This is a genomic window from Paenibacillus sp. LS-5, from assembly GCF_056121505.1.
Genome location: NZ_JBWAVA010000020.1, coordinates 1 through 25,665 on the forward strand (window position 1 = coordinate 1; position 25,665 = coordinate 25,665).

Genomic DNA, 25,665 nt, shown 5'->3' on the forward strand with positions numbered 1-25,665 from the left:
CTTCGCATAGAGGGTGGCATTCGCCGATCCCATGCTGAAGGTGGCATTCGAAGCGTAGTCGGTGCCGCTTCCGTTAGAGGCAGTGTTCCAGCCTGCGAAAGTATAACCCGTCTTCACCAGCGTTCCGGTGTTCCCCAGCACGGTCACCGTGTCCCCCTGCTGATAGCTATTGCTGTCAGTCGGAACCGCACCGCCGGTGCTGCCGTTTCCGTTATACGTTACGGTGTAGGTCGGATTCGCCGTCCACTTCGCATAGAGGGTGGCATTCGCCGATCCCATACTGAAGGTGGCATTCGAAGCGTAGTCGGTGCCGCTTCCGTTAGCGGCAGTGTTCCAGCCTGCGAACGTATAGCCCGTCTTCACCAGCGTTCCCGTGTTCCCCAGCACCGTCACCGTGTTCCCCTGCTGATAGCTGCTATTGTCAGTCGGAACTGCACCGCCGGTGTTGCCGTTTCCGTTATACGTTACGGTGTAGGTCGGATTGGCATTCACTGTAACCGTAATTGTCCTTGTCGCAGTTGACGTACCATCACTAACTTGAATAATAAAACTGTCAGTCCCTGCATATCCGCTGGCAGGTGTGTAGGTGATGGTTCCTCCTGGTGCAATATCAGTACTGCCACTGACTGCTGTTGCGCTTGAGACATTGAGTGTCCCATGATTTGGCGCCGTACTTTGTGACCATGTCTCTACCTGACTGGAATCAATATCGCTTACATGAAGCAGACCTTTGATATCTGTTGCACCTGAATCTTGATTAACGGTCAAACTGGTTGTTGCACCAATAAAAGCAGGTGCTGTGTTTGCGTTTCTGAAATTAATCGCATTAATATTGTCGATTCCGAAAGCATAGGTAACTTGATAAGATCCATCGGTCTGGATACGAAACTTATCAATACCTACAAATTTAGTATTGGAAGACACATTATAAGTAACAAGTTGACCTCCAAATACTGCATCCGCAACAGGCAGAGACATCGTTGCTCCAGTAACGGCTGAGCCATTTAGATATCCTATAAGTTGAATAGTTCCACCTGATCCTGTATTTGAACCAGCCATTGCAATATCTACAGACTGAAGATCAAATATTTGTCCGCTGTTTGAAGACACTTCCATATAGGATAATGGACTTCCATCATTGCTCATTCCCTCTATAAGATTGGTTTGACCTGTTAGAGGTTCTGCAGCAATGAAGCAATCTATTGCGCTACTTGACTTGAGCAGAAAATCATATCCATCAATATTAGTAGCTCTTAGTCCTGCACCAGTAGACGATCCAGATTCAATAATCCATACACTAACATTATTGAAATCTGTAGTACCTGTTATGGGGGTAGCAGCATTTGCAATCATTAACATGTTCGTTCCAAATATAAGAGCCAATACGAGGATAAAGACCTTCCTTACAAAGTTTACTTGCGAAATGTGAATTCTTGCTTTTTGCCTTAAATTATTAGCCATAATTACCTCCACTGAAGTTAGTCAAAGTATCACCCATGTAACGGGTGGCTTGATTTAGCCCCTATAAGAGGCATGGTTCGGGCAGCGCCTAAGGGTGCGGTTTCGCAAGCTATTTTTACCGTTTCCCCCTAAAGGGGGTTATTTAGATGCCTTTCTCTTCGATCATAACCCCCTACTTCTTGCTTCTGACACTTGGTTTTTTTCCAAATTGCTCGGTAAAATTTCTCACCTTATCCTGTTATATATACATGTAAATTCTATGTACTTGGATTTCACCTTCTATATTTCGACAAATTCCTTTCATATATTTTGAGGGATTAAACCGCCGAGCGATTCCTACAAGATAATCTAACCCTTCCCCCATATCTCTTCATTCTGTTAACAAGATAGATCAAACCCGATAAGTTCGCTATACCTATTATGGAGTATCTTCCTTAAAATTGAGCAAAACGTATGGAATGATTTGATTTCCGAGGTGTACCGGCAAGAGAAATGTTTGCCCGTCATCCCGTAAAGAAAAACTGTGGGGTGGACAGTTCTGGTGGGATGTATACTTCCTTTTTGTTACAGATACTTTTCTATTTTCATCCTTTGGTCACTTCGTCAAGCACTAATTACGGCTTTGAAGCAAAAGAACTGCCCCGTTCGTAGAAAATTCTACTCACGGGACAGCCCTCTGTTCACTTCCATTCCAGTTGTTCATTCCTTAGAGTTGTTCTCCGCTGCCCTCACGAGCCCGCTCTAACGCGGCAATATCCAGCTTGCCCATCTGGAGCATGGCCTGCATGACTCTTTTCGCTTTGACCGGATCTGGATCACCAAGCAATCTCCCCGCTTCAGTCGGGAAAATCTGCCAAGACAAGCCGTATCTGTCTTTCAGCCATCCGCACGGTCCTTCCGAGCCGCCTTCAGACAGCTTCGCCCACAGCTCGTCAACCTCTTCCTGCCCTTCGCAGTTCACCATCAGCGATATCGCTTCCGTAAATTTGAACTCCGGGCCGCCGTTAAGTGCAGTATACACCTGTCCATCCAGCATAAACGTCACCGTCATTACCAATCCGGCAGGGCGTCTGCCGCCTTCTCCATAATAAGAAGTATTCAAGATCCTGGAATTTTTAAAAATCGAGGTATAGTATTTCGCCGCTTCTTCCGCTTCCGTATCGAACCATAAATTCATTACAATTTTCGGCATTATATATTCCTCCTGGATTTTCCGGCAATGGGTCTCACTTCTACACTGGTCCCTTCACCCAGCAGAATCGGACAGTCCTGCGCAAGCTGAACTGCATCCTCCATATCCACAGCGTTAACCAAGATATACCCGGCCATGGATTCCTTATACTCAGTGTAGGGTCCATCCGTTGTTATGCAACGGGGCCTCAGAACTTTGCCTTCAGCAGAAAGGTGATTCCCGCCTTCTGCAAGCCTGTCCTGTGCAGCAAGACTGCCGATCCATTGTCCCCACTGCTCCATGTAAGCTTGCATTTGATCCGGTGTAGGCTGCGTTTCCGGGGTGGTGATATCCATACGAAATACGAACAGGAATGTATGCATTAGCTTGCCCCCTTGTCTCCTACATTATAGTCCATAGCAAAGGCATGGACTTCTTCTGGATTGCTGATGATTCCCGCTCCATTCTTTCTTCACCAAAAAGCCCGGACATAAACGTCCGGACTCGTGGTTAACCCATAAAATAATTAATGAAATGAATGTTATTCGTTGCTATCCATCCATTGAAAATGGAAGCTGCCCGGCTGATCCAGCCGTTCAAAGGTATGGGCTCCGAAGTAATCCCGCTGCGCCTGCAGCAGGTTGGCCGGAAGACGTTCGGAACGGTAGCTGTCATAATAGGCCAGTCCAGAGGCAAACGCCGGAACCGGAATTCCTCTTTTGACGGCAATCGCAACCACATCTCTCCAGGCTTCCTGATAATTGTGCACTACACCGCTGAAGTATTCGTCCAGGAACAGGTTTTTGAGTTCAGGGTCGCGGTCATAGGCGTCTTTGATATTCTGCAGGAAGCCTGCACGGATGATGCAGCCCCCGCGGAAAATCATCGCAATGCTGCCATAGCTCAAGTTCCAGTTATACTCGTCCGAAGCCACTCTCATCTGAGCGAAGCCCTGGGCGTAGGAGGCGATTTTGCTGGCATATAGCGCTTTGCGGACCGCCTCAATGAATTCCTTGGCATCGCCATCATAGCCCTTAACTTCAGGACCCTTCAGACGCTTGCTTGCCGCCACGCGCTCTTCCTTCATCGCCGAGATGAACCGTGCAAATACGGATTCAGTAATGATGGACAACGGAACGCCCAGATCGAGGGCATTTTGACTGGTCCATTTGCCAGTCCCCTTTTGTCCGGCGGAATCCAGGATGACATCGACCATCGGTTTGCCGGTATCCGGGTCAGCCTTGGCGAAAATGTCGGCTGTAATCTCAATAAGATAGCTGTTTAGCTCCCCGCGGTTCCACTCTGAGAAAATCTCATGCAATTCATTGGTGTCCAGGCCCAGTACATCCTTCAGTAATTGGTATGCTTCGCCAATCAGCTGCATATCGCCGTATTCAATACCATTATGCACCATTTTGACATAGTGTCCTGCACCGTCTTCACCGATATAGGTCGAGCAAGGATCACCGTCCACTTTGGCGGAAATGGCTGTCAGGATTGGCTCCACCAGTTCGTAGGCATCCTTTTGTCCGCCCGGCATAATCGCCGGTCCCTTCAGCGCCCCTTCTTCACCGCCGGATACCCCTGCGCCGATAAAGCGGAAGCCTTGGGCCTGCAGTTCCTTGTTCCGTCTTTGCGTATCCGGGAAAAAGGCATTCCCGCCGTCAATCAGGATATCCCCCGGCGACAAATGCGGCACCAGCTGCTGAATCGTATCATCTGTCGGCTTGCCGGCCTTGACCATAATCATGATTTTGCGCGGTGTCTCCAGAGATTCAACAAACTCTTCGATGCTGTAAGCACCGACGAAGTTTTTACCGGCTGCTTCTGCAAGCAGCTCATCCGTTTTCTCACGGGAACGGTTGTACAGGGCCACCGAGAACCCTTTGCTCTCCATATTCAAGGCCAGATTCTTGCCCATAACGGCCAAACCGACCACACCAATCTGCTGTTTACCCATCGTTAATAGACCTCCCTATATATGTGCTGGACCGTATTAGACCTGCGGTGCTTTTTTCCAGTCGGCGGCGAACTTCTCAAGTCCTTGATCAGTCAGCGGATGCTTGGAGATTTGCTCAATGACGCTGAATGGAATAGTGGCAATATGCGCACCAGCCATCGCTACGCGGGTTACGTGATCCGGATGGCGGACCGATGCGGCGATAATCTGCGCGCCCAAGTTATGAATACGGAACAGTTCAGCGACTTTCACGATCAACTGGACTCCATCCTCCGAAATATCATCCAGACGGCCCAGGAATGGCGATACATAGGTAGCTCCTGCACGGGCAGCGAGCAGCGCCTGGTTCACAGTGAAGATCAGGGTTACGTTGGTTTTTACACCTTTTTTGGTAAGGTAGCGGCAGGCTTCCAGACCTGCGAGCGTCATCGGAAGCTTAATGGTAATGTTCTTGTCGTTGTTATTGATCTTGATCAGTTCGTTAGCCTGTGCGATCATCTCTTCAGCCGTAACCGCATCTGGTGTAACCTCGGCGGATACCGACTCCACCTCAGGCACGAGACGCAGAATTTCTGCAATGCGGTCTTCGAACTTCACGCCTTCTTTAGCGACCAGGGATGGGTTCGTGGTAACACCGGACAGGACGCCGATCTGGTATGCCTTTTGGATGTCTTCCACATTAGCCGTATCGATAAAAAATTTCATATTCACAAACCTCCATTTTTAGTTGAATGAATTACAGTATTAAAAATTTGAAGCATCGGGCAAAGAAAGTTCAATTTCTTCTTCAATTGCAGCGTCGAGCCACCAGTGATGCCCGTCTTTTGCCAGAAGCTGATCCGACTCGGCGGGGCCAAACGTGCCTGCAGCATAGGGATACAGGGGAACGGTATTTTGGGCAAAAGCATTCAGGATCGGCTGCACCCATTTCCAGGACAACTCCACCTCATTCCAATGCGCGAAAAACGACGGATCTCCATGCAAAGCATCATATATCAGATTTTCATAAGCCTCCGGCACTTCAATAGAGCTGGTATGAAAATCAATGTGCATTGCCTTGAACTTTCCTTTGTGCTGAGGATCTCTTGCCTTGAGCTGCAGGGTGATGCCTTCGTTCGGGCTGATCTCGAACACCAGAAGATTAGGGATATCATCCTCAGCCGCTGACGAGTTCTGCTTGAGCGGCTCTTTGAACTCTATAACAATGCGTGTCGATTTCTCTTTCATCCTTTTCCCGGTCCGGATATAGAAAGGAACACCCTTCCAGAAAGGATCATCGATCTGCAGTCTGGCTGCAATAAAAGTATCGTTCTTAGATCCTGCTGCAATTCCCGGTTCAGAGGTATAGCCTGGGACCGGTTTACCCTGTATAGAGCCTGCACTGTACTGCCCACGGATCACATTGTACTGGACATCTGCTTCTTTCAGCGGCTGCAGTGCTTCCATTACTTCTTTCTTCTTGAAACGGACCTCTTCTGCAGAGCTGTCCTTCGGCAGCCGGATGGCCAGCATCATGAGCAGCTGCAGCATATGATTCTGGAACATGTCTCTGAGCGCACCCACATGATCGTAATAGCCCGCTCTTTCCTCCACGCCCACAGTTTCCGCTGCGGTAATCTGCACATTGGCAATGTAACGGTTGTTCCACAGGGCATGAAGCACCGGATTCGTCTGCTGGAACACATCCAGCTCCTGCACCATCGGTTTGCCGAGGTAATGGTCGATCCGGAAAATTTCATCCTCCGAAAAAGCTTCACTCAGCTTCAAATTTAGCTCCTGCGCAGACTGCAGATCATGGCCGAAGGGCTTTTCAATGACCAGACGTTTCCAGCCTTTGGCGGCACCCAGACCACTTTCTTTAATATTCAAGGCAATCGGTTCAAAAAACTCAGGACCAACGGACAAATAGAACATCCGGTTAGGGGATTTCCCCATACCCACTTCCTGCTGTTCAACGCGCTGCAGCAGCTTGAGATAATCCTCAGTGTGCCCGACATCCAGCACATTATATCGGAAGGCCTTCAGGAAGCTGCGCACGGATGCGGAATCCTTTACTTCCCGCCGGGAAAAGTCCCGGATCGACCGCTCTACCATCGTCTGAAAGGCTTCATCAGCCACTTCTCTTCTTCCAAGACCAATCACAGAGAATGAATGGTGCAGCTTGTGATCGAGAAACAGATTATACAGCGCAGGATAGATTTTTCTTCGGGCTAAATCTCCTGTCGCTCCAAACAAAACAAATGTGGTTGCCTCCATCTCCATTCTCCTTCTGCTCTGGTTTAACTTTCCTGGTTACACTATAATACAAATACGACCCATACAAGTAATTAATATATTTCACAGGAGCTATAGACCATGTCTATGAACAATTTTGAACTGTACAAGGTTTTTTACTGGGCTGCCAAGACCGGAAGCCTGACCCAAGCCGCCAAATCCCTCTATATTACCCAGCCGAGCGTCAGCCATGCTATTAAGCAACTGGAGGACAGCTTTGGCCTCAATCTCTTCACCCGGAATTCCAAAGGTGTCACCCTGACTCCGGAAGGCGCCACCCTGTACTCCTATATCGAGCAGTCGCACATTCTGATCACCCAAGCCGAGAAGAAGATGACTGAGCTCAAGAACCTCGACAACGGTGAGCTGCGTATCGGCGGCAGTGACTCCCTGTTCAAGCATTATCTGCTGCCTTTTATTGAAATCTTTCATCAGCGTTACCCCGGCATCCGGCTGCATCTGATCCATGGAACCACACCGGAAGTCATTTCCTATTTAAAAGAAGGGCTCGTCGATCTCGGAGTAGTTCGCATGCCCATCTCTGATCCCCAGCTTGAAGTGCGGCAGGGGCTTCAGCTGCAAGACTGCTTCATCGCAGGCTGCCACTATGCGGAGTTGAATCAGAAGGTGCTCTCTATCGAGGAGCTGCTTCAGTATCCCATCATCCTCTTCTCCCGCAGCAGCCGGGCGCGTATGGCAATCACAGATTTGTTCCAGGGCTACGGCTACGAGCTGAAGCCTGAATTCGAGGTCGGCAGCGTTGGCCTGCTGATCGAATTCGCTCGCAAGGGACTCGGCATCTCCTTCGTCACCCGTGAATTCGTGTCCAAGGAGCTGGAAGAAGGCTCCCTCTTCGAGATTAAGCTCGACGTGCAGCTGCCCCCTGCCCAGGTAGGCATGATGACCATGCGCAACATGCCGCTGACGACCGCCGCAAGCAAGTTTATTGAGCTTACGAAGTAGGATGGTTGGGGCATGGACAACGGCATTTTGCCGTTATTAAGCCGCAACCCTATCCCAGGGGCTTCAACAACGGCATTTCTGCCGTTATTTCACCGCAAACCCGCCCTCAGGGCTTCAACAACGGCATTTCTACCGTTATTCCCGTACGATTTCATCCTTGGACGATGAACCAGAACGAAAGAACCTCATCCTTCCTTAAAAGACACTCAAAACCCAGTTCCTTCTATGCGCTCTATTGGAAAAGCTCAATATGAAAATAATGTATTGTACATTGATAAATACAAACAAATGTTCTAAAATAAAGATCTACATTACTGGGGAAGGTGATTCAAGGAGATGAATATTATGAATCCATTTGAACATTGTCCAATCTATGAAACCGATCATTTAGTATTCACAAAGGTTAAAGAAGAAGATGCAAAAGACCTTTTTGAATGTTATTCCGACCCGATAACGAAAGGCCATATGAATAATGATAATTGTGGCGGCGAATGGGATTGTCCCAGTATAGATAATGTTAGACAAGGGATTAATGCATGGAATAAAGAATTCGACGCCAGATTTTTTATTCGATGGAGTGTACGTTACAAGCAGCTAAATAAAGTAATTGGAACCATTGAATTAGCACCCATCCCTAATACAACTAGGTTTTTGGATGGTGTATGCCAATCAGGCATTCTGAGAATTGACATAATTTCATCCTTTGAGGATCGGGCCATTTTTTCCGAGATTCTACAAATAGTAACTGATCATTTTTACATAGATTTTGGGATAGACAATATTGTTACGAAAGTCACAACAGATGATATCGAAAGAATTCAAGCCGTAGAGGATAACCATTTTATTAAGCTAAAGGATAACCCCTTTATACCTTTTGATAATTATTATCTAAAAAAGAATAAGGATTAATATCAGCATAATAAAAAAAATCGGCACTCAAACTTTGATCAGTTTGAATGCCGATTCTAATATCAAGCGCCTCCCGCATTATTTCAACGGAATCGAGTAAAATAACCGGCTGCCTTGGTTGTTGGTGTACCAGACAACTTCACCACCGACAATAATAGGATTGGTCTCAGATAAGGCAAAATGCGCGAGGGTCTGGATACCTCCTGTGGCCTGCCCGTTGCCATCAACATATACATATTTCAGGTCGCCTGGCTTGCCTTCCTTATCGAATTCCTGCCATAGCACCATCAGCTTGTCCTCCGAGATTTTAACCAGCTTAGGGATCGATGCGATCTTGTCTGTTCCTACATATTTAGCCAAAGTGATGTGCTGGACAGAAGCACTGGACATACTGGCCTTGGGGAGAACACTAAGTATGATATCCCGCTGGTCAATCTCCAGTCCTACCATCTCATATGAGGTATATTCCGTAACTGCAGAATGGTCCACGCTGTTCATGGCAACGATATAGCTGCCCGCAGACATTTCAAATCCGCCGATAGAAACCCCTGTACAATTCGCTCCAATATTACCTGGAATCTCAAACAAATCTACCTCGCTATAGCTGTTACCGTCTCCTTTATGCAGCACAACCGAGCGGGGATAAGCATCACCATGATCCACAAGAACCTGGGTACTGCCGTCAAACAATACATACTGATCGAAGGAATGACTGACATGGTTTTTCTGGAATCGCCCCAGATCATTGGTCACCTTCATGGTTGATGTATTCACCATAATCGTAAGCTGGGACTGATGATTCAATCCATCGGATGTGGTGTATCTTTTACGTGCGGTGTGTAGCACCAGGGTATCCCCGTACTCCGCCATCCGGCCGGAACCCGCTTCAAAAGGTTCAATCGTAAAGCTCTCCCCGCCTTTAATAGAGACACTGTCGATCCGATTGAAGCTTTTATCATACCGGACAATACGAATCACTTCTTTATCATTGTTCTCTTCCTTATTCTCTTGCCCAAAAGCGATATAGTTATATTTCGCGCCGCTATAAAAAGCCCCGAACAACGGAAGCTCATAAGCCAGTTTGTTGCTGGCCATCAAGTCATACTTCTCATTGTAGGTTTCAATGGTAATCTCTTTATTGGCCTCTATGACACTCACCGTCTGATCCTGGTTATTGACCAGGTATGAGGTGACCGGACTTTTCCATCTTGGAAAATCGGAAGTTTCCCCGTTATCCTTGGCGGCAAACGCTGTTTTCACCCGATAGGCATTGTCAGGAATCTTCGAGAAGACCGATATCCGATTGGCTTGATTGTCGTATTCAACGTCAAATGGAATCTTGCCCGACAAATCTCTTAATTGAAAATAATTGCTGCCCCCAATCGTATAGGCTGTAATCTGCTGCTGCGTTCCATCGACCAGGAGCTTGGAAGCGGAGAGTGAGGCTATGTATTTTTTGCTGCGGCTATAATAACTGCTGTTGGCTGACCCCTCAGGCGTATAGGCCCGTCCTGTTACAATCTCTACTGCGTTCTGCTGTTTATTCCAAGTCACATCGAACTGACTAGCCGTTCCCGATAATTGCTTGGCGATATCCCGCAGACTGTAATAGTTGCTGCCCGCTATGTTGAAGCCGTATAGCGACTGCTCCTCTCCATTAAAATATGTCTTGCTGTCCGTCAGCACAGCCTGCACCGTATTGCCGGCAAACGCTGGCCTGCTTAGTGCTGGTGCAACCAATAATAGGACCAGCAGTAACCTGAAAAACCTTTTCATCCTTCATTTCCTCCATGAGTTTATTCGATTTACAGAAGACGTTTCGGCTCCCATATCCTCTATATCGGTTGTCCGGCAGCACAAGATCACCCCAATCTGGAACCTTCTACCCTACCGGAAAACAAAAAAACGCCGTCCAATTTCATCAGCCTCTGACACTGATCAAACGGTACGGCGTATTTTCTCATACGTATCTTCTCATACTTCTCTTCTCACGCATCTACTATTTCTTCAGGAAATCCGCACGTGCCGGGGTAAATGCATCCAGCAGGATGCCGTCATCCTCCAGCGGAATGCAGCCATGCAGAACATCGGACGGGAAGTGAATAGTGTCGCCTTCCTTGACGATCTGCACATCCTGGGTTTCGCCGTTATCGATCATAAATTGAAAGCTGCCCTTCAGCACATAGGTTACCTGCTCATGGACATGCTTATGAAGCGGTATCTCCCCTTGCTGAGCTTTGGCAAACATCACTTTGGCATACATAATCTGCTCGCTATGCGCCAGGACTTTACGAGTAGTATTGCTGTCGACAATATCTGTCTGAATCTGTTGATCTTTGAAAAACATAAACAATTCCTCCACTAAATCGATTTAGTTAAACCAATGAAAAATAGCCCACAGTACACCAGACAGCGTAGTGAAATCCGGATCTGCGAAGGTTACCCCTTCGGCTCCCAAGTAAGAAAACAGCGGCAGGGTCAGCGCAGGCAGCAGGCAGAGCAGGAATCCGTTGAGACAGCTTGAAATGATAGCCCCTCTGAAACCACCGCTGGAGTTCCCGAATATCGCAGCCGCACCACCGGCCAGGAAGCAGGCCATAATCCCAGGAACAATAACCGGCAAGCCCACAAGCGGGAAAAGGAAAACACAGGCTACGCCAGTGAAGAAGCTGGTCAGGAAGCCTACCAGTGCCGAGTTGGGTGCTTTGTCAAAAAGAACCAATACATCCACGCCTGGTATAGCGCCTGGAGCAAACACTTGCGAGAATCCTTTGAAAGCCGGGACAATTTCCGTTGTGAACAGCTTAACACCCGCTTTGGCGATATACAACCCGGCCGCAAAGATGGCAGACTGTTCAAGGATGAAGACGATATATTCTTTTCCATCCGCTAATTTGGTTACATAGTCAGGTCCGGCAACCAGTCCGGATACAAGCAGCAGCACCAGCATGGTCAGCGTAGTCGCCACATTGGAGTCCCGCAAAAAGCTGATCCGGTCATTGATTTTGACATTTTCGGTGTCATTGTCTTTGTTTCCGAAGACTTTGCCCAGGTATGTACCGAGTATGTACGAAATCATGGAAGCATGGGCAATCGTGTATTCATCTGACTTGATGATATTTCTGCTGGCATTCCGGAGCAGGTAAGGGAACACCGCCATATAGCTGCCGATCGCCAGCGAACCGACGATAATCGTAACTACGGAACTAAGACCGAGGCCCTTCATTACTGCAGTAGCTGCAAAGCTCATGAACAGAACGAGGTGAAGAGACAAATAAATGTATTTGAATTTGGTTACCCGTGCAAGCACGATATTAAGAATCATGGAGAACAGCAGAATAAGTGCCGCATCCGCACCGATCTGATCAATGGTCAGGGACATAATCGCTTCGTTGCTCGGTACAACCCCTTTGAGATTGAAAGCGTAGGAGAAAATCTGGCTGAAATTGGTTAGCACTCCCCCCAGAATCCCGCCGCCGACCTTGATCATGGTGAAGCCCATGAAGGAAAGGGTTGTTCCGGTGATGACTTCAGGCACTGATTTACGCTGAAAAAGAAGACCAAGCAGTGTTACAATCGCAATAATAATGGATGGTTCCCTGATAATGCTCATAAACATATGCATGATGTGTTCCAACTACTTTCTTAATTTATTTTGTAATTTCGAATTACTAAATCGATTTAGTAACAATCCAAAAAATTTTCACCCGCTCAGGGAGTCACAGACAAACCGTAAACCTAATATTGTGAACAAAATCACAACCAAGCTCAAAAATATAATCCTCTAAGCTCAAGAGTCCTCCCCTCTGATCATATATAGCGCTATCATTGTTAAAAACAGGAGTATCCGGGAATGCAAGGGTATTCATGACTCGAATCATAGGATCATTATAACGTGGAATTTCCATTTTGCAATAGGAAAAATAAAACCGTTTCCAAAAAGACAATTAGAAACGGCTCCCTCTCCTAACGGGGCGGTATTCGTTTCAGAGAGAACACTCAAGTTAACCTTCGTACTGACTCTCTATGATTGATAGTAGGGTCCAAACGGATAATATCAGACGGGTGCTCCTGTTCCTGTTCCTTCTGGTCGATTTTGTCCAGCAGCAGCCGGGCGCTTCTCTTCCCCATCTCGAAGGTGGGCTGGGAGATGGTAGTGATCGGCGGGTTATAAAAAGCCGCAAAAGATACATCATCAATCCCGATCAGGGAAAAATCATCGGGGATGCTTAGCGAGTTGTTTTTGGCATAGATCAGCACCTGCTCCAGAATCATATCATTGGTGGCGATGATCGCCGTCGGGGGTTGCTCCATTTGAAACAACTCATCGATAAGGGCTGGCATCTCTTCCAGCTTGCCGTTTTTGATATAACCTTCATCCACAGGGATACCGTTCTGCTTCATCGTCTTCCGGTAACCTGACAGCCGCTCTATACGTGTGGTGATTGTCTTTTTACCCAGAGGGAAGGTGATAATTCCAATGTGCTTATGGCCATGCTGAATAAAGGTTTCGACAGCCAGCCCGCTGGCTTTTTCGTTATTAAGAAGCACCGTATCAACGCTGATATCATCAATTTTCCGGTCCACAAACACAAAGGGATACCCGTTCTTGACCAGGGATACATACAGCTTCTTGTTCTCCTCCGTAGGAAAAATGACCAGCCCATCCACTTGCCGGGCAATCATCGACTGGACGTAATTTTTCTCTTTGAGGGAATCATCATCGGTGTTGCAGACAATGACCTGGATCCCTTTGAGCTGGCATTCATCCTCTATCGCACGCACAACTTCTGTAGTGAATTTCGATAAAATGGTGGAAGAAATCACGCCGACAATGAATGTCTTCTTATGCTTGAGACTTCGTGCCACCTCATTGGGTATGTAGTTCAGTTCTTCAATCGCCTGCTCAATCTTCCGCTTGGTGTCCAGGCTCATATAGTTATATCTTTTGCTTAGAAACTGCGAAACCGTACTCTTCGACACCCCTGCACGTTCCGCAACCTCCTTCATCGTGATTACCATCGATCGTTCAACCTCCTGCAACGCCATCCGTTACCCTACTTGTGAGTTCTACTGTATTATATACCTTCTCGCAGGGCATGTCTTTATCTGGACAAGGGACGGCTCCAGCGGGATACCTTAGGCTTCCCATGCATAATTTCACCTTAGAAGCTGAGTATTCATTGAACGTAATCAGGTAGTGTGGTAATTGAAGCAAGGTGGATCCATATCCATTCGGTGGCACTCTTCACAAGCTTTCGAAGAAAACTCAGAAAGTGGAAAAAACACGTTCACCGGGTTCCGGTAGATCCGTCAGTTGTTCCGTCAGTTGTTCCGCCACTTGATCCGCCGTCCGTCCCTTGACCGCCATTTCTTGGCGTCCCGCCGTTTCTTGGCGTACCGCCGTTCACACCAGGAAAACCACCGTCCCCCCGGCCTCCACCCTTAAATGTGCCGCCATTCATTCCCGGGAATCCGTTCATCCTGGAGCCGGAGCCTGTATTGGTGATCTGCTGGGCGGTAATGGCGTCACAGGAGACAAGCACCATGGAACAGCTAAGTACTACAAGCAGCACGGCGAAATCCCTTCTCTTGGTCCGCATCCTTATGACACCTTCTTTCTGAATATATAATCGTGTACATCCTTAAATCCCATATAGGAAAATACGATCAGCAGCGGATACACCGGATATATGTACCGCGACTTGATCTCCCAGAGCAGATAGAATCCGATGAACCCCAGAATCACCAGGATCAGGGGGGTCTCGGTATACCGCCCAGCTTTTATTCCACCGATCAGCCGGACCAGAATACCAGCGTATATCACCATATTCAGGACATACATCATCCAGATCAATCCTCTTCTGGCATCCGAATCTCCCTTGAACCAGTCCGAAGCAAACGTATTGTAGACATAGCTGTCCATGATGAAGTTCATTCTTCCGCCATTACTAGACGAACCTTCATTGCCCATCCCATACCGCTCCATCTGGTACGTCCCCTCGGTCCAGGTCCATATCAGCTTTTTATAATACATATTCACTAACTCGCCTGCTGTGGCGGCAGAGAGCTTATCTGCGATGGATTCCTTGAACAGCTTCGTACTTTCCGCCTTGTTATAGCCCGCATCCTGCTGATAAATACTGTAGCTTTCCCGGTTATCCCAGAAGCCAAAAGTCTCCAGATTGATCCCCATATTCAGCCACATGTAGACAGGCGCTGAGTTTGTATTAACCGGCTCTTCTACAATATTTGTTCCCTGAAGCACAGCATTTTGCGTCCAGGCCGGAACATTGAAGAGAAGTGCCGTTATACCTATCGCGATGATGAGCTTGGTGAACCCAAGGGTCCGCATGTGAAACAGAAGGGTAAGCAGCACCGCAATCAGAACAATGACGCCAATACTCCGGAAATAGTTCCCGACCGCCAGCAGAATCGCTGCGAACAGGATATCCCTCAGCGAAGTAGTCCTGATGAATCTTACAGCACAATATAAGGCACTTGTGAGAAAAGCGGTGGCAATCACGTCGTTATAGATGAGATTACTCATGAACAATGAAGGAATGTAAGTGGCGGCAAAGACCAGGACGCCGTAGTCATTCCGCTTGGATGTCGTGTTGAGCTCTTTGTACAGCAAGTAGACCATTAGCGTAGTGACCATCGAGAACAGGATATTGAAGCTTTTGATCACCAGATAGTTATCCGGGAACAGATATAGCAGCGTCTTCAGATACAGAACCATTGAGAATTGGAACGGGAACATATGCAGATAACCACTGGTGTCAAAAGAAGAGTAATCCTTCTGGTACAGCATATCCATCGCCAGGGAAAGAACCGTTTGCGAATCATCTGTCGGCATACGGGTAAACAGGAAGATGATCACGACTTGGATGGCACAGGAAAAAAGCAGCGTCACCGGAATGATGATCTTCGGGCTGTACTTATCAAGCTTCAGGCACATTCTATACAGCACGAAACTTAAGGCAAGAACGGCAGCGATCAGTACAATATACAGAACCAGCTTCTGCTGTTCCAGAATAGGCACGTCACCGTATGCAAAATAATTATACTCCGCACGGAGAAAAAAGGAGGACGCGATAAACAGGCTTATCCCTAAAGACAGCATGACATACAATGTTCGTTGAATTCCCTTTACCATGGACAACCTCCCTAGCGGCAGTGTCAGTGTTCTTTTCATCACATGCCTTGATATATAGAAGAAGTATAATAGTCCAATCTGAAAATCAGTTGAATGTGAGATGAAATCTCGCAGGATAGACCCGGAACGGCGGAGAAAGAACTTACGTAGGAGATCATATGCTATTCACACAGTCTAAAATAAGGAGTGTATCCGATGAAAGAGCCCTATACGGCCAGGCTTGAATTGTTTGCAGAGAACGCCCAGAGAGTCAAAAAAGGATTTGCCTGGAAAAACGCACAGGTCAACCGCCTGGCGGCACTGCTGTATACTGCCGAGAACAAAATAGCCGACAGTGACGCGATTCGTGCCAGCTTTGAACTGATTAAAGAACATACCGGAAGCTTCTCTTCATTTAGAGGCACTACCGCAATCAGCATTGCTGCCCTGCTCTCACTGGCTGCAGATCAAGAGAGACAGCTCATAGACGCATTGGCTATCTATGAAATGCTTAAGGATGCCAAGTTCAGAGCCTCTGACTATCTCGTCGTTGCCGCCTATCAGATCGCAGCGAATACTACACCAGATCAATACCTGCGGACCATTGAACGGGCAAAAGCATTCTACGACAGCATGAAAGCACACCACCGTTTCCTTACAGGACAGGATGATTATATCTTCGCTGCCATGCTTGGCCTCTCCGATATCGACATTCATAACGGTGTGGCTCGCATGGAACAGCTCTATGCAGCTCTGAAGCCTGAGTTTCTGTCCGGTAACAGCGTACAGGCGCTGACGCAGGTGCTGGTTCTTGGGGAAGACTCCTCGGATACAGCGGCTCATGTTCTTACTTTGCGCGATGCCTTCCGCGCCAGAGGGCTGCGGCTGGATAAAGAATACACCCTGTCCTCCCTTGGCGTCTTATCGCTGCTGCCCTGCAGCGAGGCGGACATCGTGAACGATGTCTCGGAGACTTATGAGTATCTGCGCACGCAAAAGGGCTTTGGCAATTGGTCCATTACGAAGCAGGAACTGCTCCTGCTGTCGGCTGCTATGGTAGCTTTCAAATACGTAGATGAAGCCAAAAGCGGCGTAGTCACCACGATGCTCTCCTCCAGCCTTACCAACATTGTAATTGCCCAGCAAACCGCTATAGCAGCGGCCGCTGCCGCATCGGCTGCTGCTGCCTCTTCAAGTTCAAGTTAAATCTTTGGTTGCGCATTCAAAAGTTCAATCGATTGTAACAGAAAATTTCTCAATTCCCGTTGCTGGCTGCATGTAAGTGTTATAATCACTTTGATTTATTCACTCCTTCATGGCAAGGAGGAAAGAACATGCAGAAACAGGTGATCAAATGTTTGAACTGAAATGGCTGTGGCAGAATCTGGAGGGAAACCGGGCTCGGTACATTATGGCGCTATGCCTATCGGTGGCGGGCTCAAGTCTGACGATTGTGAATCCGTACCTCAGCCAGCGTATTGTCGATACGTTCATAGCCGGAGACGATGCCGTACAGAATCTGACGACAGAGCGCGGGCTGCTCATCGCGCTCGTCCTGGGGATGATCGGCTTTTCCCTGCTGCGCACAGGACTGGCTTATTTTACAACTATGCAATATGAGCGCTCGTCGCAGAACATGCTGTACCGCGTCCGCATTTATTTGTACAACAAGATTCAAGGACAGGACCGGGAATATTACGACCATAACCGCACCGGCGATCTCATGACCAAGATGACAGGGGATTTGGACATGGTCCGCCACTCCATGGCCTGGATTTTCAAAACGATCATTGAATCGCTCACAATTTTCGCGGCTGCCGTCATCTACTTTTTCAGTATCGACCCCGGGCTGACGTTGTGGATGCTCACCCTGTCACCGCTGATTTTCATTGTAGCCTACATATTTGCCAAGCACGTACGCCCCATGTATGTGGATCTGCGTGAGCGGCTGTCCCAGCTTAACACAACCACGCAGGAGAACATCTCAGGCAACCGGGTAGTTAAGGCATTCGCCCGCGAAGAGTATGAGATTAAGAAATTCAGCGAAAAGAACGTCAACTTTTCCACAGCGAACAAAAAGGCAGCACTGGTATGGCTCGATTACTTCCCGTATCTGGAAACCTTCGCCCAGGGCTTCAACGTCATCCTGCTGCTGGTCGGCGGGCTGTACCTGATGAATGACCGGATCACCTTCGGAGAGTTCGCAGCCTTCTCGTCGCTGGTCTGGGCTATATCGAACCCCATGCGCAATATCGGCATTATTATCAATGACATTCAGCGTTTTTTCGCCAGCCTGACCAAGATCGTAGAGATCTATTACGCCCGGCCCGCTATTGTTAACGAACATAATGCCCTCACCGCACGCCGTTATGAAGGCCGGATCACATTTGAGCATGTCACCTTCAAATACGACACGGCAACCGTTCTGGACGATGTCAGCTTCACGGTGGAACCTGGCGAGACGATTGCGATTATGGGCTCAACAGGATCAGGCAAAACAACACTGATCAATCTGATTCCCCGCTTCTATGACGTATCCGGCGGGCGTGTGCTGGTAGACGGTGTTGACGTCCGCGAGCTGGAGCTTGACGAGCTGCGCGGCAATATCGGCATGGCCACCCAGGATGTTCTCCTGTTCTCCGATACCATCGACGGAAACATTGCCTATGGCAATCCCGAGCTTCCGGAGGATGAAGTTGTAGCCTATGCCGGACTCGCAGCCGCCCACGATTTCATTGTCCGTATGCCTGAAGGGTATGATACCGTGGTCGGAGAGCGCGGCGTCGGCCTGTCCGGCGGGCAGAAGCAGCGCATTGCGCTCGCCCGCGCCCTGGCCGTCCGGCGGTCCATCCTGATTCTGGATGATACCACCTCCGCGGTGGATCTCGAGACGGAGGAGCACATCCAGAACAGTCTACGCGGGCTGGATTATCCCTGCACGAAGCTGATCATCGCGCAGCGGGTATCTACCACTGCACAAGCGGACCGGATCCTCATCCTGGATGGCGGACGACTGATCGAAGAAGGCACCCATGCCGAACTGCTGGCACAGCGGGGCTATTATTATGATGTGTTTATGCTGCAGAACGAGGGTATTGGAAGGCAGGTGATGGCTCATGGCCAGGAATAAATTCGACGTCGACGAGAATCTGGAGTCTCCTTTTGACATTAGGCACTTCCGCCGTGCAATGGTCTATATCCGGCGGAAAAAGACACCGATGATTGTGGCGTTTATCCTAAGTGCGCTCTCGGCAGCCATCGCCTTGTCAGCCCCGCTGATCATGCAGCATGTCGTTGACGTTACGATCCCCGCCAAAGAGAAGCTTCACTTGCTATGGTGGTCACTGCTGATGCTGCTGACCATCGTGGTCAGCGTCATTCTGGCTACCATCCGCTCGAGGATTATGACGAGCGTCGGGCAGGATATTATTTTTGACATCCGCACGGATTTGTTTGCACACTTGCAGGAGCTGCCCTTCAAATATTACGACGACCGTCCGCAGGGCAAAATCCTGATCCGGGTCGTGAACTACGTCAATGCGGTGTCGGATGTGTTATCGAACGGGATTATCAACTTTATTCTGGAGATCGTCAATCTCATCTTTATCGCCGCATTCATGTTTGCCGTGGATGTGAGACTCTCCTTCGTCATTCTTGCAGGACTGCCTGTATTCCTGGGCATCATGCTGCTGATCAAAACCCGGCAGCGACGTGCCTGGCAGGCCGTATCTAACAAAAGCTCCAATCTGAACGCCTATACGCAGGAGAGCATTACCGGTATTGGTGTGACACAGATCTTTTCCCGCGAACAGCAGAATGAAGGGATATTCACACGGCTGTCCGGCAATTTCCGCAAGGAATGGATGCGTGCAGTATCTTACAATATGCTGATTCCTTTTTCGGTAGATAACCTGTCCACCATCGTTACAGCTCTGATTTTCCTGGTGGGTCTGCTAACTCTGGATCCCAAGGATGTAACCTTTGGCGTCATTCTGGCTATGAGCAGCTACGCCGCCCGCTTCTGGCAGCCGATTCTGAACCTTTCGAACCTGTACAACAACTTCATCAATGCTGTAGCCTATCTGGAGCGTATCTTTGAGACACTGGATGAGCCGGTTACCGTAAGCGATATTCCTGATGCACTGGAGCTTCCGCCCGTTGATGGCCGGGTTACCTTCGATAATGTGACTTTTGCCTATGATCCGGGGCTCAACATCCTGGAGAATATCTCCTTCGATGTCAAACCCGGGGAGAGCATTGCCCTGGTTGGACCGACAGGTGCCGGCAAAACAACGGTCGTCAATCTGATCTCGCGTTTCTATGACCTGACCGGAGGTAGAATTCTGATCGACGGACAGGATATCTCTGAGATCACCCTGAAGTCTCTGCGCAGTCAGATGGGAATTATGCTCCAGGACAGCTTCATCTTCTCCGGGACCATTCTGGACAACATCCGTTACGGGAAGCTGGATGCCACGGAAGAAGAAGTCATCGCTGCCGCCAAAGCGGTCTGTGCCGACGACTTCATCCGAGAATTTGACCAGGGCTATCTGACCGAGGTCAATGAGCGCGGCTCCAAGCTGTCACAGGGGCAGCGGCAGCTCATCTCTTTTGCCAGAACACTGCTCGCCAATCCGCGGATTCTCATCCTGGACGAAGCGACTTCCTCCATTGATGCGAAGACGGAACGGCTGCTGCAAAAGGGCCTGAATGAACTGCTCAAGGGAAGAACCTCGTTCATTATCGCGCACCGGCTGTCCACCGTCAGGAACTGCGACCGCATCATGTATGTCTCGAACAAAGGCATTGCGGAGAGCGGATCACATGATGAGCTGATAGCCCGCAAAGGCCTGTATTACAGATTGTATTCTGCGCAAAAGATGGAAGCCTGAGATACAGAAAAGTTACCATAGCAGAAGAAGACCCCGGTTCTTGGAACCGGGGTCTTCCTGTATTCATTGGATTCTGCGGCCCGGTTAATCGATTTCGTAGCCAACCGTCAGTCTGAATCCGAACAGTTCGTAGCCAATCTGCGTATAGAGGCGGATGGCCTTCTGATTATTCCCGTGAGTTCCCAGGGTAGCTATGGTTTTCCCTTGCCTTTTCAGGTGATCCAGCGCGGTGCAGATGATGCTCCGGGCGACGCCATGTTTCTGCCATTCCGGAATGACAAACACATTCTCCGTTGCACTTCTCTCCTCAGATATTCTCCATGTAGAGGTATTAGCGATCAGCTCGCTGCCGTGAAACGCACAGAAATTAACCATTTCCTGCGCCCCCTGCATCCATCTCAAATGGTTCATGCTCCACGCCACGCCGTCAAAGGAAGCAAGCTCCGCCTGGTGATACTTCTCCAGAGACTCATTGTTATCCAGCGCATAAGGTATCACCCGTATCCCTTCTGGTAACGGATAACGGGGAATCTCCCGCTCCAGATCAAATTTGAAGACCACAATTGTATTAAAGATCGTAAATCCGTGCGCAAGATAATAGCTCAATTCGTTCATATTATCTGCGTCTATATATTGGGCTATCACAATACGTTTATCCGGATACTCCGCTTTGATTGCTCTCGACCGTTCAATCAATGCAGCGGTCAGAGCATCCTTGAGACGTTCATCCTCCTTACCTTGCGCAAAGGTAATCTCACAGGTCAGGTAGCGGATAAAGCTTCTGTCCTCCGCCGGCCGGACCGCATGAAAGGTATCATGCTCCATCAGATAAGCCACGGCTACGATCTCCTCATCCCCATTAACCGCGCAGAACATATTTCTTTTATCCAGATCGCCATGATAACGCACCAGCAGATTAAGAATACAGTCCAGTCTTTCAATTTGCTCCCCATCGGTCTCCAGCAGATGCCGAATAATAAAGTCGTTCATTTACAAAGATCATCCCCTGTTAAAAGAGTATAGGTAAATTGTGGGCCTGTAAGCGGAATTCAGCAAGGTATAGTTATTGTATAGGCATCTTTTACAGGCTCGAATGATATGTCGGTTTAATGTTTTAAATGATTAAAGTGACTATTCTAGTACAATTCTTTCCACACGCCCACAGTCGGCAATTTTCATGATAAACTAACAAAAATATTAACAAGCCACTTAACAGCCTCGGCTGGGCTCCGTTATATTTCCACAATGAACCCGGAGGGAATACATGACAACAGTACTGCATAAGTGGAACCGGATGAGCTTGGTGAAAAGAATCATGATCGGAATTATCGTTGGTGTTATTTTGGCTTTATTGGTTCCTGATGCAACAGGGATCACTCTTTTTGGTTCTTTATTTGTATTTTCACTAAAGGCGGTTGCACCCTTCTTGGTCCTGCTCCTGGTAATGTCCGCCATCTCTCAACACAAAAAAGGCCAAAAAACCAATATGAAAGGGATTCTTGTCCTTTATGGGGTAGGTACTTTCCTGGCGGGACTGATTGCCGTTATTGCCAGTTTTATTTTTCCGGTAAGCTTGTCACTGGTAAAAGGGGCCACCGACCTGACTCCACCTGATGGGATTGTGGAAGTACTGAAGTCACTGCTGTTCAAAGTGGTCGACAACCCGGTAAATGCCCTGCTCAGTGCCAACTATATCGGTATCCTGGCTTGGGCTCTCCTGCTTGGCGTTGCACTAAGAAATGCCCATGACAATACCAAGACCTTGCTTACCAACTTTTCAGATGCCGTATCCCAGATTGTCAAATGGGTCATCAACTGGGCACCGCTAGGAATCATGGGACTTGTGTTTGATTCCATTACAGCAAATGGACTTTCTTCCTTGCTCGATTACGGGAAGTTACTTCTTGTTCTGGTTGGATGTATGCTGTTCATGGCACTTGTTGTAAATCCGTTGATTGTATACGTGAATATTCGCAGAAATCCATATCCGCTTGTGTTCACCTGTCTTAGGGAAAGCGGCATTACCGCATTCTTCACCCGAAGTTCGGCTGCAAACATTCCCGTCAACATGAGATTATGTGAAAAATTGAAGCTCGACCCCGATACGTATTCGGTATCCATTCCTTTAGGTGCTACGATTAATATGGCTGGTGCAGCGGTTACCATTTCCGTCTTAACGCTCGCAGCGGTGCATACGCTTGGCATTGAAGTGGATTTCGGTACAGCGCTTGTACTTAGTGTTCTATCCGCAGTAGCTGCTGCAGGTGCTTCTGGTGTTGCCGGAGGGTCCCTATTACTCATTCCGCTGGCATGCAGCATATTCGGCATCCCGAATGATATTGCGATTCAGGTCGTGGGGGTAGGTTTTATTATCGGTGTTCTGCAAGACTCCTTTGAAACCGCGCTGAATTCATCTTCGGATGTACTATTCACCGCCACCGCTGAATATGCAAAGAATCGTAAAGAAGGCACGGAATATGTGACTAATGTGTAGGAAGAATATATTAAAAGCAGAAGGCCCGCCAAACTGGGTCTTCTGCTTTTTTTGTCCCGGTTAATGGATATAACTTCCTGTTCCCTGGGATCTACAAACTGCTCTAATGTGCCTATGGCAATTCTTATATTCGGCGTCTAAGATAGGGTTAGAGCACCGTGGTTAGAATGGATTCGGATTAACTGCAGATCCCTTACGACTGGAGACGAAGCAATGATTATAACCCCTACGTTACATTTCCATGGAGAATGCGAAGAAGCCATCAGACTATATCAGCAAGCTTTTGACATCAGAATTGACTTCATATTGCATTATACCGACGCTAACAAGCATGACTGGAATATCGAATTAACAGAAGAACAACAAAGTTACGTGTATCATGCTGAGGCTTATCTCGGAGGGCAGCGTCTTATGTTATCCGATGAATTAGAACGGAATCCAGCGGCAAGCACCTCACTATTCCTTACGATCACCTTTGATACTGCCGCTCAGGTAAAAAAGGCCTACGAAGTGTTGAAGGCTGGAGGTACGATCATTCATCCGTTATGCAGTACGACCTATAGCTCTTGTATGGTTTCACTGGTCGATAGGTTTGGGATTCGCTGGGGACTTATGACGGAACAGACTGATAGGTAGAATCCAAAGGTACAGAATCAAGGTGGTTCTTATCCCGCCTTGATCCCCCTTCACTCACTGCGGAATACGCGAAACCCTTGATCCGGGCCTACGCCATTAGCCTCGAACTTGCCCTGATAAGTCAACTCGCTGCTGCTGACATCGCCCATCCAACCGCCCCCTTTTAGAACCCGGAAAGAGCCGCCGCTATTACTATTTGAGTCCCCATACCAGTTCCAGCACCATTCCCTTACATTGCCCGACATATCATAAAGTCCCAACTCGTTGGGTTTCTTGTTACCGACAGCTTTAGTCTGATTATGGTTATTTTCGATCACAGGCCAATTCCAGTCTCCAGATAAGTATTGATCTCCGGCGTTCTTCCAATACCATGCCACCTCATCTGCATTATTGCTGCCGCTGTATATGTAACTCTTGCTCAGTTGACCTCCACTTGCGGCATATTCCCACTCCATCTCCGTCGGCAACCGGTAACCATTCGCTCCGGCATTGATCGTTACTGTCCATTTGACCACATCGTTATCACTTCTATTATTCGGATCTATTGTTTTCTTATCTATATTGTAATAGGGTTTTAGCCCCTCTTTTATGCTCCTTTTATTACAGTACTCAACAGCGTCATACCAGCTCACCATTTCTACTGGAGAATTGTCGCTTCTGAAAACTGATGGATTACGGCCCATGATCTCCGCCCACTCTTTTTGGGTTACCTCATATTTCCCGGCATAAAAGTCGGTTAGGGTTACACTTTTCCCGAAATAGCTGGACTTAGTGTTCGTAAAAGCCCCGCCTTGAACCAATACAAAGTTATCCGGCTTTTCCTGCGAGCTGTCAGGCTTTTCTTGCGAACAAGCACTGAGAACCATCATAATCGTCATTAAAAGGATACTGGACAGCTTTCTCATGGATTCAGCCCTTTCACTCTTCTTTAAAATAAATCCTGCCGGCCGTGAGACCGGCAGGACTTCATATCCATAGTTTATAAGACGGTTACCACACCGTTACGTTAGAGCTCCCGCTGCTTTGGTATCCCTCTGTCGCCAATACCTGGTAAGCCCAGCTGCTGCCCAGATTCATTCCTTTACTCTTCCATGCATTCACGTGATTGCTAAAAGTAATAGCGGAGTTGCTGCCTGTAGCCCGCTTAGACTGTCTTACGCTCCAGAACTGGGTAAATGTCTGTGTGCCGTCAATGGAAGGGGCATTGTATCGCTGAGTCGTATAGATGTCATAAGTACCTCCATCACTGTTCACAGTGCCTTTATAGGCACCAGTTGGTCTATATGTGCCCCAACTATCAACGACGTAATATTCTATAAGTGAGTTTCTTGTCCATCCATAGAGAGTCAAATATCCATTACCGCTAGGCGCCCAGACCCCGGCATTGTAGTTAATGGTCCGGTTAGGAGACCCTGTAGTCCAGCCCTTACCGACAACGAAATTACCGGTATTGGACCAGTTCACACTGTAGTTCCCGCCAGATCCATTCACAGCATTTACGGTTCCACCGCCATCGGTCCAATTCTGCCAGTAATCCGTCGCTGCACTTGCGGTTGCAGCAAACAGGCCTGTACAACTCACTGAAACGGCCATAACTAACGTGATGATTTTCTTGTTAAACTTAAACATGACATTACCTCCCATATATTCTGAATTGTAATCAGGTACCTCAACCTGCTTCATTATTGTTTTAATCCATCACTCCCCTTCGTTTGGAAGTCCATGTTCCATGAACTTCTGACTGTAGCCCCATCCCCAGCAAAAAAA

At 48.1% G+C, this 25,665-nt stretch carries 22 protein-coding genes; 7 read left to right on the plus strand and 15 right to left on the minus strand.

Annotated elements, in window-relative coordinates; translation table 11 throughout:
* From AC0MA3_RS22545 to zwf, 6 genes are all read right to left on the minus strand, one after another.
* A partial coding sequence (locus tag AC0MA3_RS22545; protein WP_474657874.1) for an InlB B-repeat-containing protein occupies positions 1 to 1,353 on the minus strand: 1,353 nt, incomplete at its 3' end.
* An 814-nt stretch (positions 1,354 to 2,167) separates the two neighbouring features.
* Positions 2,168 to 2,653, minus strand: coding sequence for a VOC family protein (locus AC0MA3_RS22550; RefSeq protein WP_474657875.1), 486 nt, complete (start codon positions 2,651 to 2,653; stop codon positions 2,168 to 2,170).
* Entirely contained in the window at positions 2,653 to 3,015 is a 363-nt protein-coding gene (locus tag AC0MA3_RS22555) for a YciI family protein (RefSeq protein ID WP_474657876.1), read from the minus strand. The genes AC0MA3_RS22550 and AC0MA3_RS22555 overlap by 1 nt, the downstream gene beginning before the upstream one ends.
* Positions 3,016 to 3,173: 158 nt before the next feature.
* Positions 3,174 to 4,592, minus strand: a complete 1,419-nt coding sequence (gndA, locus tag AC0MA3_RS22560; protein ID WP_474657877.1) for an NADP-dependent phosphogluconate dehydrogenase — start codon at positions 4,590 to 4,592, stop codon at positions 3,174 to 3,176.
* Between the two features lie 36 nt (positions 4,593 to 4,628).
* Positions 4,629 to 5,297: a fructose-6-phosphate aldolase gene (fsa, locus tag AC0MA3_RS22565; RefSeq protein WP_074113640.1), complete on the minus strand. Its 669-nt coding sequence runs from the start codon at positions 5,295 to 5,297 to the stop codon at positions 4,629 to 4,631.
* A 39-nt stretch (positions 5,298 to 5,336) separates the two neighbouring features.
* Complete coding sequence (gene zwf, locus AC0MA3_RS22570) at positions 5,337 to 6,848, minus strand: glucose-6-phosphate dehydrogenase (RefSeq protein ID WP_474657878.1); 1,512 nt, start codon at positions 6,846 to 6,848, stop codon at positions 5,337 to 5,339.
* Between the two features lie 99 nt (positions 6,849 to 6,947).
* On the opposite strand from zwf, the gene AC0MA3_RS22575 reads away from it, so the two are divergent.
* Both AC0MA3_RS22575 and AC0MA3_RS22580 read left to right on the plus strand, forming a co-directional pair.
* A complete protein-coding gene (locus tag AC0MA3_RS22575; protein ID WP_379163065.1) occupies positions 6,948 to 7,829 on the plus strand; it encodes a LysR family transcriptional regulator in 882 nt (293 codons plus the stop codon).
* Between the two features lie 345 nt (positions 7,830 to 8,174).
* Positions 8,175 to 8,738, plus strand: coding sequence for a GNAT family N-acetyltransferase (locus AC0MA3_RS22580; protein WP_474657879.1), 564 nt, complete (start codon positions 8,175 to 8,177; stop codon positions 8,736 to 8,738).
* Between the two features lie 78 nt (positions 8,739 to 8,816).
* Here the strand turns inward: AC0MA3_RS22580 and AC0MA3_RS22585 are convergent, their stop codons facing one another.
* From AC0MA3_RS22585 to AC0MA3_RS22610, 6 genes are all read right to left on the minus strand, one after another.
* Positions 8,817 to 10,514 carry a hypothetical protein gene (locus tag AC0MA3_RS22585; protein WP_474657881.1) on the minus strand — a complete coding sequence of 566 codons (1,698 nt, stop codon included), beginning with the start codon at positions 10,512 to 10,514 and terminating at the stop codon, positions 8,817 to 8,819.
* A 223-nt stretch (positions 10,515 to 10,737) separates the two neighbouring features.
* Positions 10,738 to 11,085: a cupin domain-containing protein gene (locus AC0MA3_RS22590; RefSeq protein ID WP_474657882.1), complete on the minus strand. Its 348-nt coding sequence runs from the start codon at positions 11,083 to 11,085 to the stop codon at positions 10,738 to 10,740.
* 24 nt (positions 11,086 to 11,109) lie between these two features.
* Entirely contained in the window at positions 11,110 to 12,357 is a 1,248-nt protein-coding gene (locus AC0MA3_RS22595) for a PTS ascorbate transporter subunit IIC (protein WP_474657883.1), read from the minus strand.
* A 380-nt stretch (positions 12,358 to 12,737) separates the two neighbouring features.
* On the minus strand, positions 12,738 to 13,760 hold the full coding sequence (locus AC0MA3_RS22600) for a LacI family DNA-binding transcriptional regulator (protein ID WP_474657884.1): 1,023 nt from the start codon (positions 13,758 to 13,760) through the stop codon (positions 12,738 to 12,740).
* 269 nt (positions 13,761 to 14,029) lie between these two features.
* On the minus strand, positions 14,030 to 14,341 hold the full coding sequence (locus AC0MA3_RS22605; RefSeq protein ID WP_474657885.1) for a hypothetical protein: 312 nt from the start codon (positions 14,339 to 14,341) through the stop codon (positions 14,030 to 14,032).
* A 2-nt stretch (positions 14,342 to 14,343) separates the two neighbouring features.
* Positions 14,344 to 15,897: a glycosyltransferase family 39 protein gene (locus tag AC0MA3_RS22610; RefSeq protein WP_474657886.1), complete on the minus strand. Its 1,554-nt coding sequence runs from the start codon at positions 15,895 to 15,897 to the stop codon at positions 14,344 to 14,346.
* A gap of 195 nt (positions 15,898 to 16,092) precedes the next feature.
* Here AC0MA3_RS22610 and AC0MA3_RS22615 point away from each other — a divergent pair, with 195 nt between their 5' ends.
* The 3 genes from AC0MA3_RS22615 to AC0MA3_RS22625 all read left to right on the plus strand — a co-directional run bounded on the left by AC0MA3_RS22615 (position 16,093) and on the right by AC0MA3_RS22625 (position 20,768).
* Entirely contained in the window at positions 16,093 to 17,082 is a 990-nt protein-coding gene (locus AC0MA3_RS22615) for a DUF4003 family protein (RefSeq protein ID WP_474657887.1), read from the plus strand.
* A gap of 148 nt (positions 17,083 to 17,230) precedes the next feature.
* Positions 17,231 to 19,006, plus strand: coding sequence for an ABC transporter ATP-binding protein (locus AC0MA3_RS22620; protein ID WP_474657888.1), 1,776 nt, complete (start codon positions 17,231 to 17,233; stop codon positions 19,004 to 19,006).
* The gene (locus tag AC0MA3_RS22625) at positions 18,993 to 20,768 is read left to right on the plus strand and encodes an ABC transporter ATP-binding protein (RefSeq protein ID WP_474657889.1); all 1,776 of its coding nucleotides are present in this window, start codon (positions 18,993 to 18,995) and stop codon (positions 20,766 to 20,768) included. The genes AC0MA3_RS22620 and AC0MA3_RS22625 overlap by 14 nt, the downstream gene beginning before the upstream one ends.
* Positions 20,769 to 20,852: 84 nt before the next feature.
* On the opposite strand, the gene AC0MA3_RS22630 is transcribed toward AC0MA3_RS22625, so the two are convergent.
* Entirely contained in the window at positions 20,853 to 21,758 is a 906-nt protein-coding gene (locus AC0MA3_RS22630; RefSeq protein WP_474657890.1) for a GNAT family N-acetyltransferase, read from the minus strand.
* 274 nt (positions 21,759 to 22,032) lie between these two features.
* Between AC0MA3_RS22630 and sstT the strand changes: the two genes are divergently transcribed.
* Complete coding sequence (gene sstT, locus AC0MA3_RS22635) at positions 22,033 to 23,262, plus strand: serine/threonine transporter SstT (RefSeq protein ID WP_474657891.1); 1,230 nt, start codon at positions 22,033 to 22,035, stop codon at positions 23,260 to 23,262.
* A gap of 213 nt (positions 23,263 to 23,475) precedes the next feature.
* Positions 23,476 to 23,898 carry a VOC family protein gene (locus AC0MA3_RS22640; RefSeq protein ID WP_379163103.1) on the plus strand — a complete coding sequence of 141 codons (423 nt, stop codon included), beginning with the start codon at positions 23,476 to 23,478 and terminating at the stop codon, positions 23,896 to 23,898.
* A 50-nt stretch (positions 23,899 to 23,948) separates the two neighbouring features.
* Here the strand turns inward: AC0MA3_RS22640 and AC0MA3_RS22645 are convergent, their stop codons facing one another.
* Both AC0MA3_RS22645 and AC0MA3_RS22650 read right to left on the minus strand, forming a co-directional pair.
* Positions 23,949 to 24,803 (minus strand): formylglycine-generating enzyme family protein, encoded by an 855-nt coding sequence (locus tag AC0MA3_RS22645; RefSeq protein WP_474657892.1) that lies wholly within the window; start codon positions 24,801 to 24,803, stop codon positions 23,949 to 23,951.
* Positions 24,804 to 24,888: 85 nt separating this feature from the next.
* Positions 24,889 to 25,491: a glycoside hydrolase family 11 protein gene (locus tag AC0MA3_RS22650; RefSeq protein WP_474657943.1), complete on the minus strand. Its 603-nt coding sequence runs from the start codon at positions 25,489 to 25,491 to the stop codon at positions 24,889 to 24,891.
* Positions 25,492 to 25,665: the final 174 nt, after the last annotated feature.

Bases quoted from the DNA above. Each gene is read 5' to 3' on its own strand.
- AC0MA3_RS22550 (WP_474657875.1), bottom strand. From the start codon at position 2,653: ATGCCGAAAATTGTAATGAATTTATGGTTCGATACGGAAGCGGAAGAA.
- AC0MA3_RS22555 (WP_474657876.1), bottom strand. From the start codon at position 3,015: ATGCATACATTCCTGTTCGTATTTCGTATGGATATCACCACCCCGGAA.
- gndA (WP_474657877.1), bottom strand. From the start codon at position 4,592: ATGGGTAAACAGCAGATTGGTGTGGTCGGTTTGGCCGTTATGGGCAAG.
- fsa (WP_074113640.1), bottom strand. From the start codon at position 5,297: ATGAAATTTTTTATCGATACGGCTAATGTGGAAGACATCCAAAAGGCA.
- zwf (WP_474657878.1), bottom strand. From the start codon at position 6,848: ATGGAGGCAACCACATTTGTTTTGTTTGGAGCGACAGGAGATTTAGCC.
- AC0MA3_RS22575 (WP_379163065.1), top strand. From the start codon at position 6,948: ATGTCTATGAACAATTTTGAACTGTACAAGGTTTTTTACTGGGCTGCC.
- AC0MA3_RS22580 (WP_474657879.1), top strand. From the start codon at position 8,175: ATGAATCCATTTGAACATTGTCCAATCTATGAAACCGATCATTTAGTA.
- AC0MA3_RS22585 (WP_474657881.1), bottom strand. From the start codon at position 10,514: ATGAAAAGGTTTTTCAGGTTACTGCTGGTCCTATTATTGGTTGCACCA.
- AC0MA3_RS22590 (WP_474657882.1), bottom strand. From the start codon at position 11,085: ATGTTTTTCAAAGATCAACAGATTCAGACAGATATTGTCGACAGCAAT.
- AC0MA3_RS22595 (WP_474657883.1), bottom strand. From the start codon at position 12,357: ATGTTTATGAGCATTATCAGGGAACCATCCATTATTATTGCGATTGTA.
- AC0MA3_RS22600 (WP_474657884.1), bottom strand. From the start codon at position 13,760: ATGGTAATCACGATGAAGGAGGTTGCGGAACGTGCAGGGGTGTCGAAG.
- AC0MA3_RS22605 (WP_474657885.1), bottom strand. From the start codon at position 14,341: ATGCGGACCAAGAGAAGGGATTTCGCCGTGCTGCTTGTAGTACTTAGC.
- AC0MA3_RS22610 (WP_474657886.1), bottom strand. From the start codon at position 15,897: ATGGTAAAGGGAATTCAACGAACATTGTATGTCATGCTGTCTTTAGGG.
- AC0MA3_RS22615 (WP_474657887.1), top strand. From the start codon at position 16,093: ATGAAAGAGCCCTATACGGCCAGGCTTGAATTGTTTGCAGAGAACGCC.
- AC0MA3_RS22620 (WP_474657888.1), top strand. From the start codon at position 17,231: ATGTTTGAACTGAAATGGCTGTGGCAGAATCTGGAGGGAAACCGGGCT.
- AC0MA3_RS22625 (WP_474657889.1), top strand. From the start codon at position 18,993: ATGGCCAGGAATAAATTCGACGTCGACGAGAATCTGGAGTCTCCTTTT.
- AC0MA3_RS22630 (WP_474657890.1), bottom strand. From the start codon at position 21,758: ATGAACGACTTTATTATTCGGCATCTGCTGGAGACCGATGGGGAGCAA.
- sstT (WP_474657891.1), top strand. From the start codon at position 22,033: ATGACAACAGTACTGCATAAGTGGAACCGGATGAGCTTGGTGAAAAGA.
- AC0MA3_RS22640 (WP_379163103.1), top strand. From the start codon at position 23,476: ATGATTATAACCCCTACGTTACATTTCCATGGAGAATGCGAAGAAGCC.
- AC0MA3_RS22645 (WP_474657892.1), bottom strand. From the start codon at position 24,803: ATGAGAAAGCTGTCCAGTATCCTTTTAATGACGATTATGATGGTTCTC.
- AC0MA3_RS22650 (WP_474657943.1), bottom strand. From the start codon at position 25,491: ATGGCCGTTTCAGTGAGTTGTACAGGCCTGTTTGCTGCAACCGCAAGT.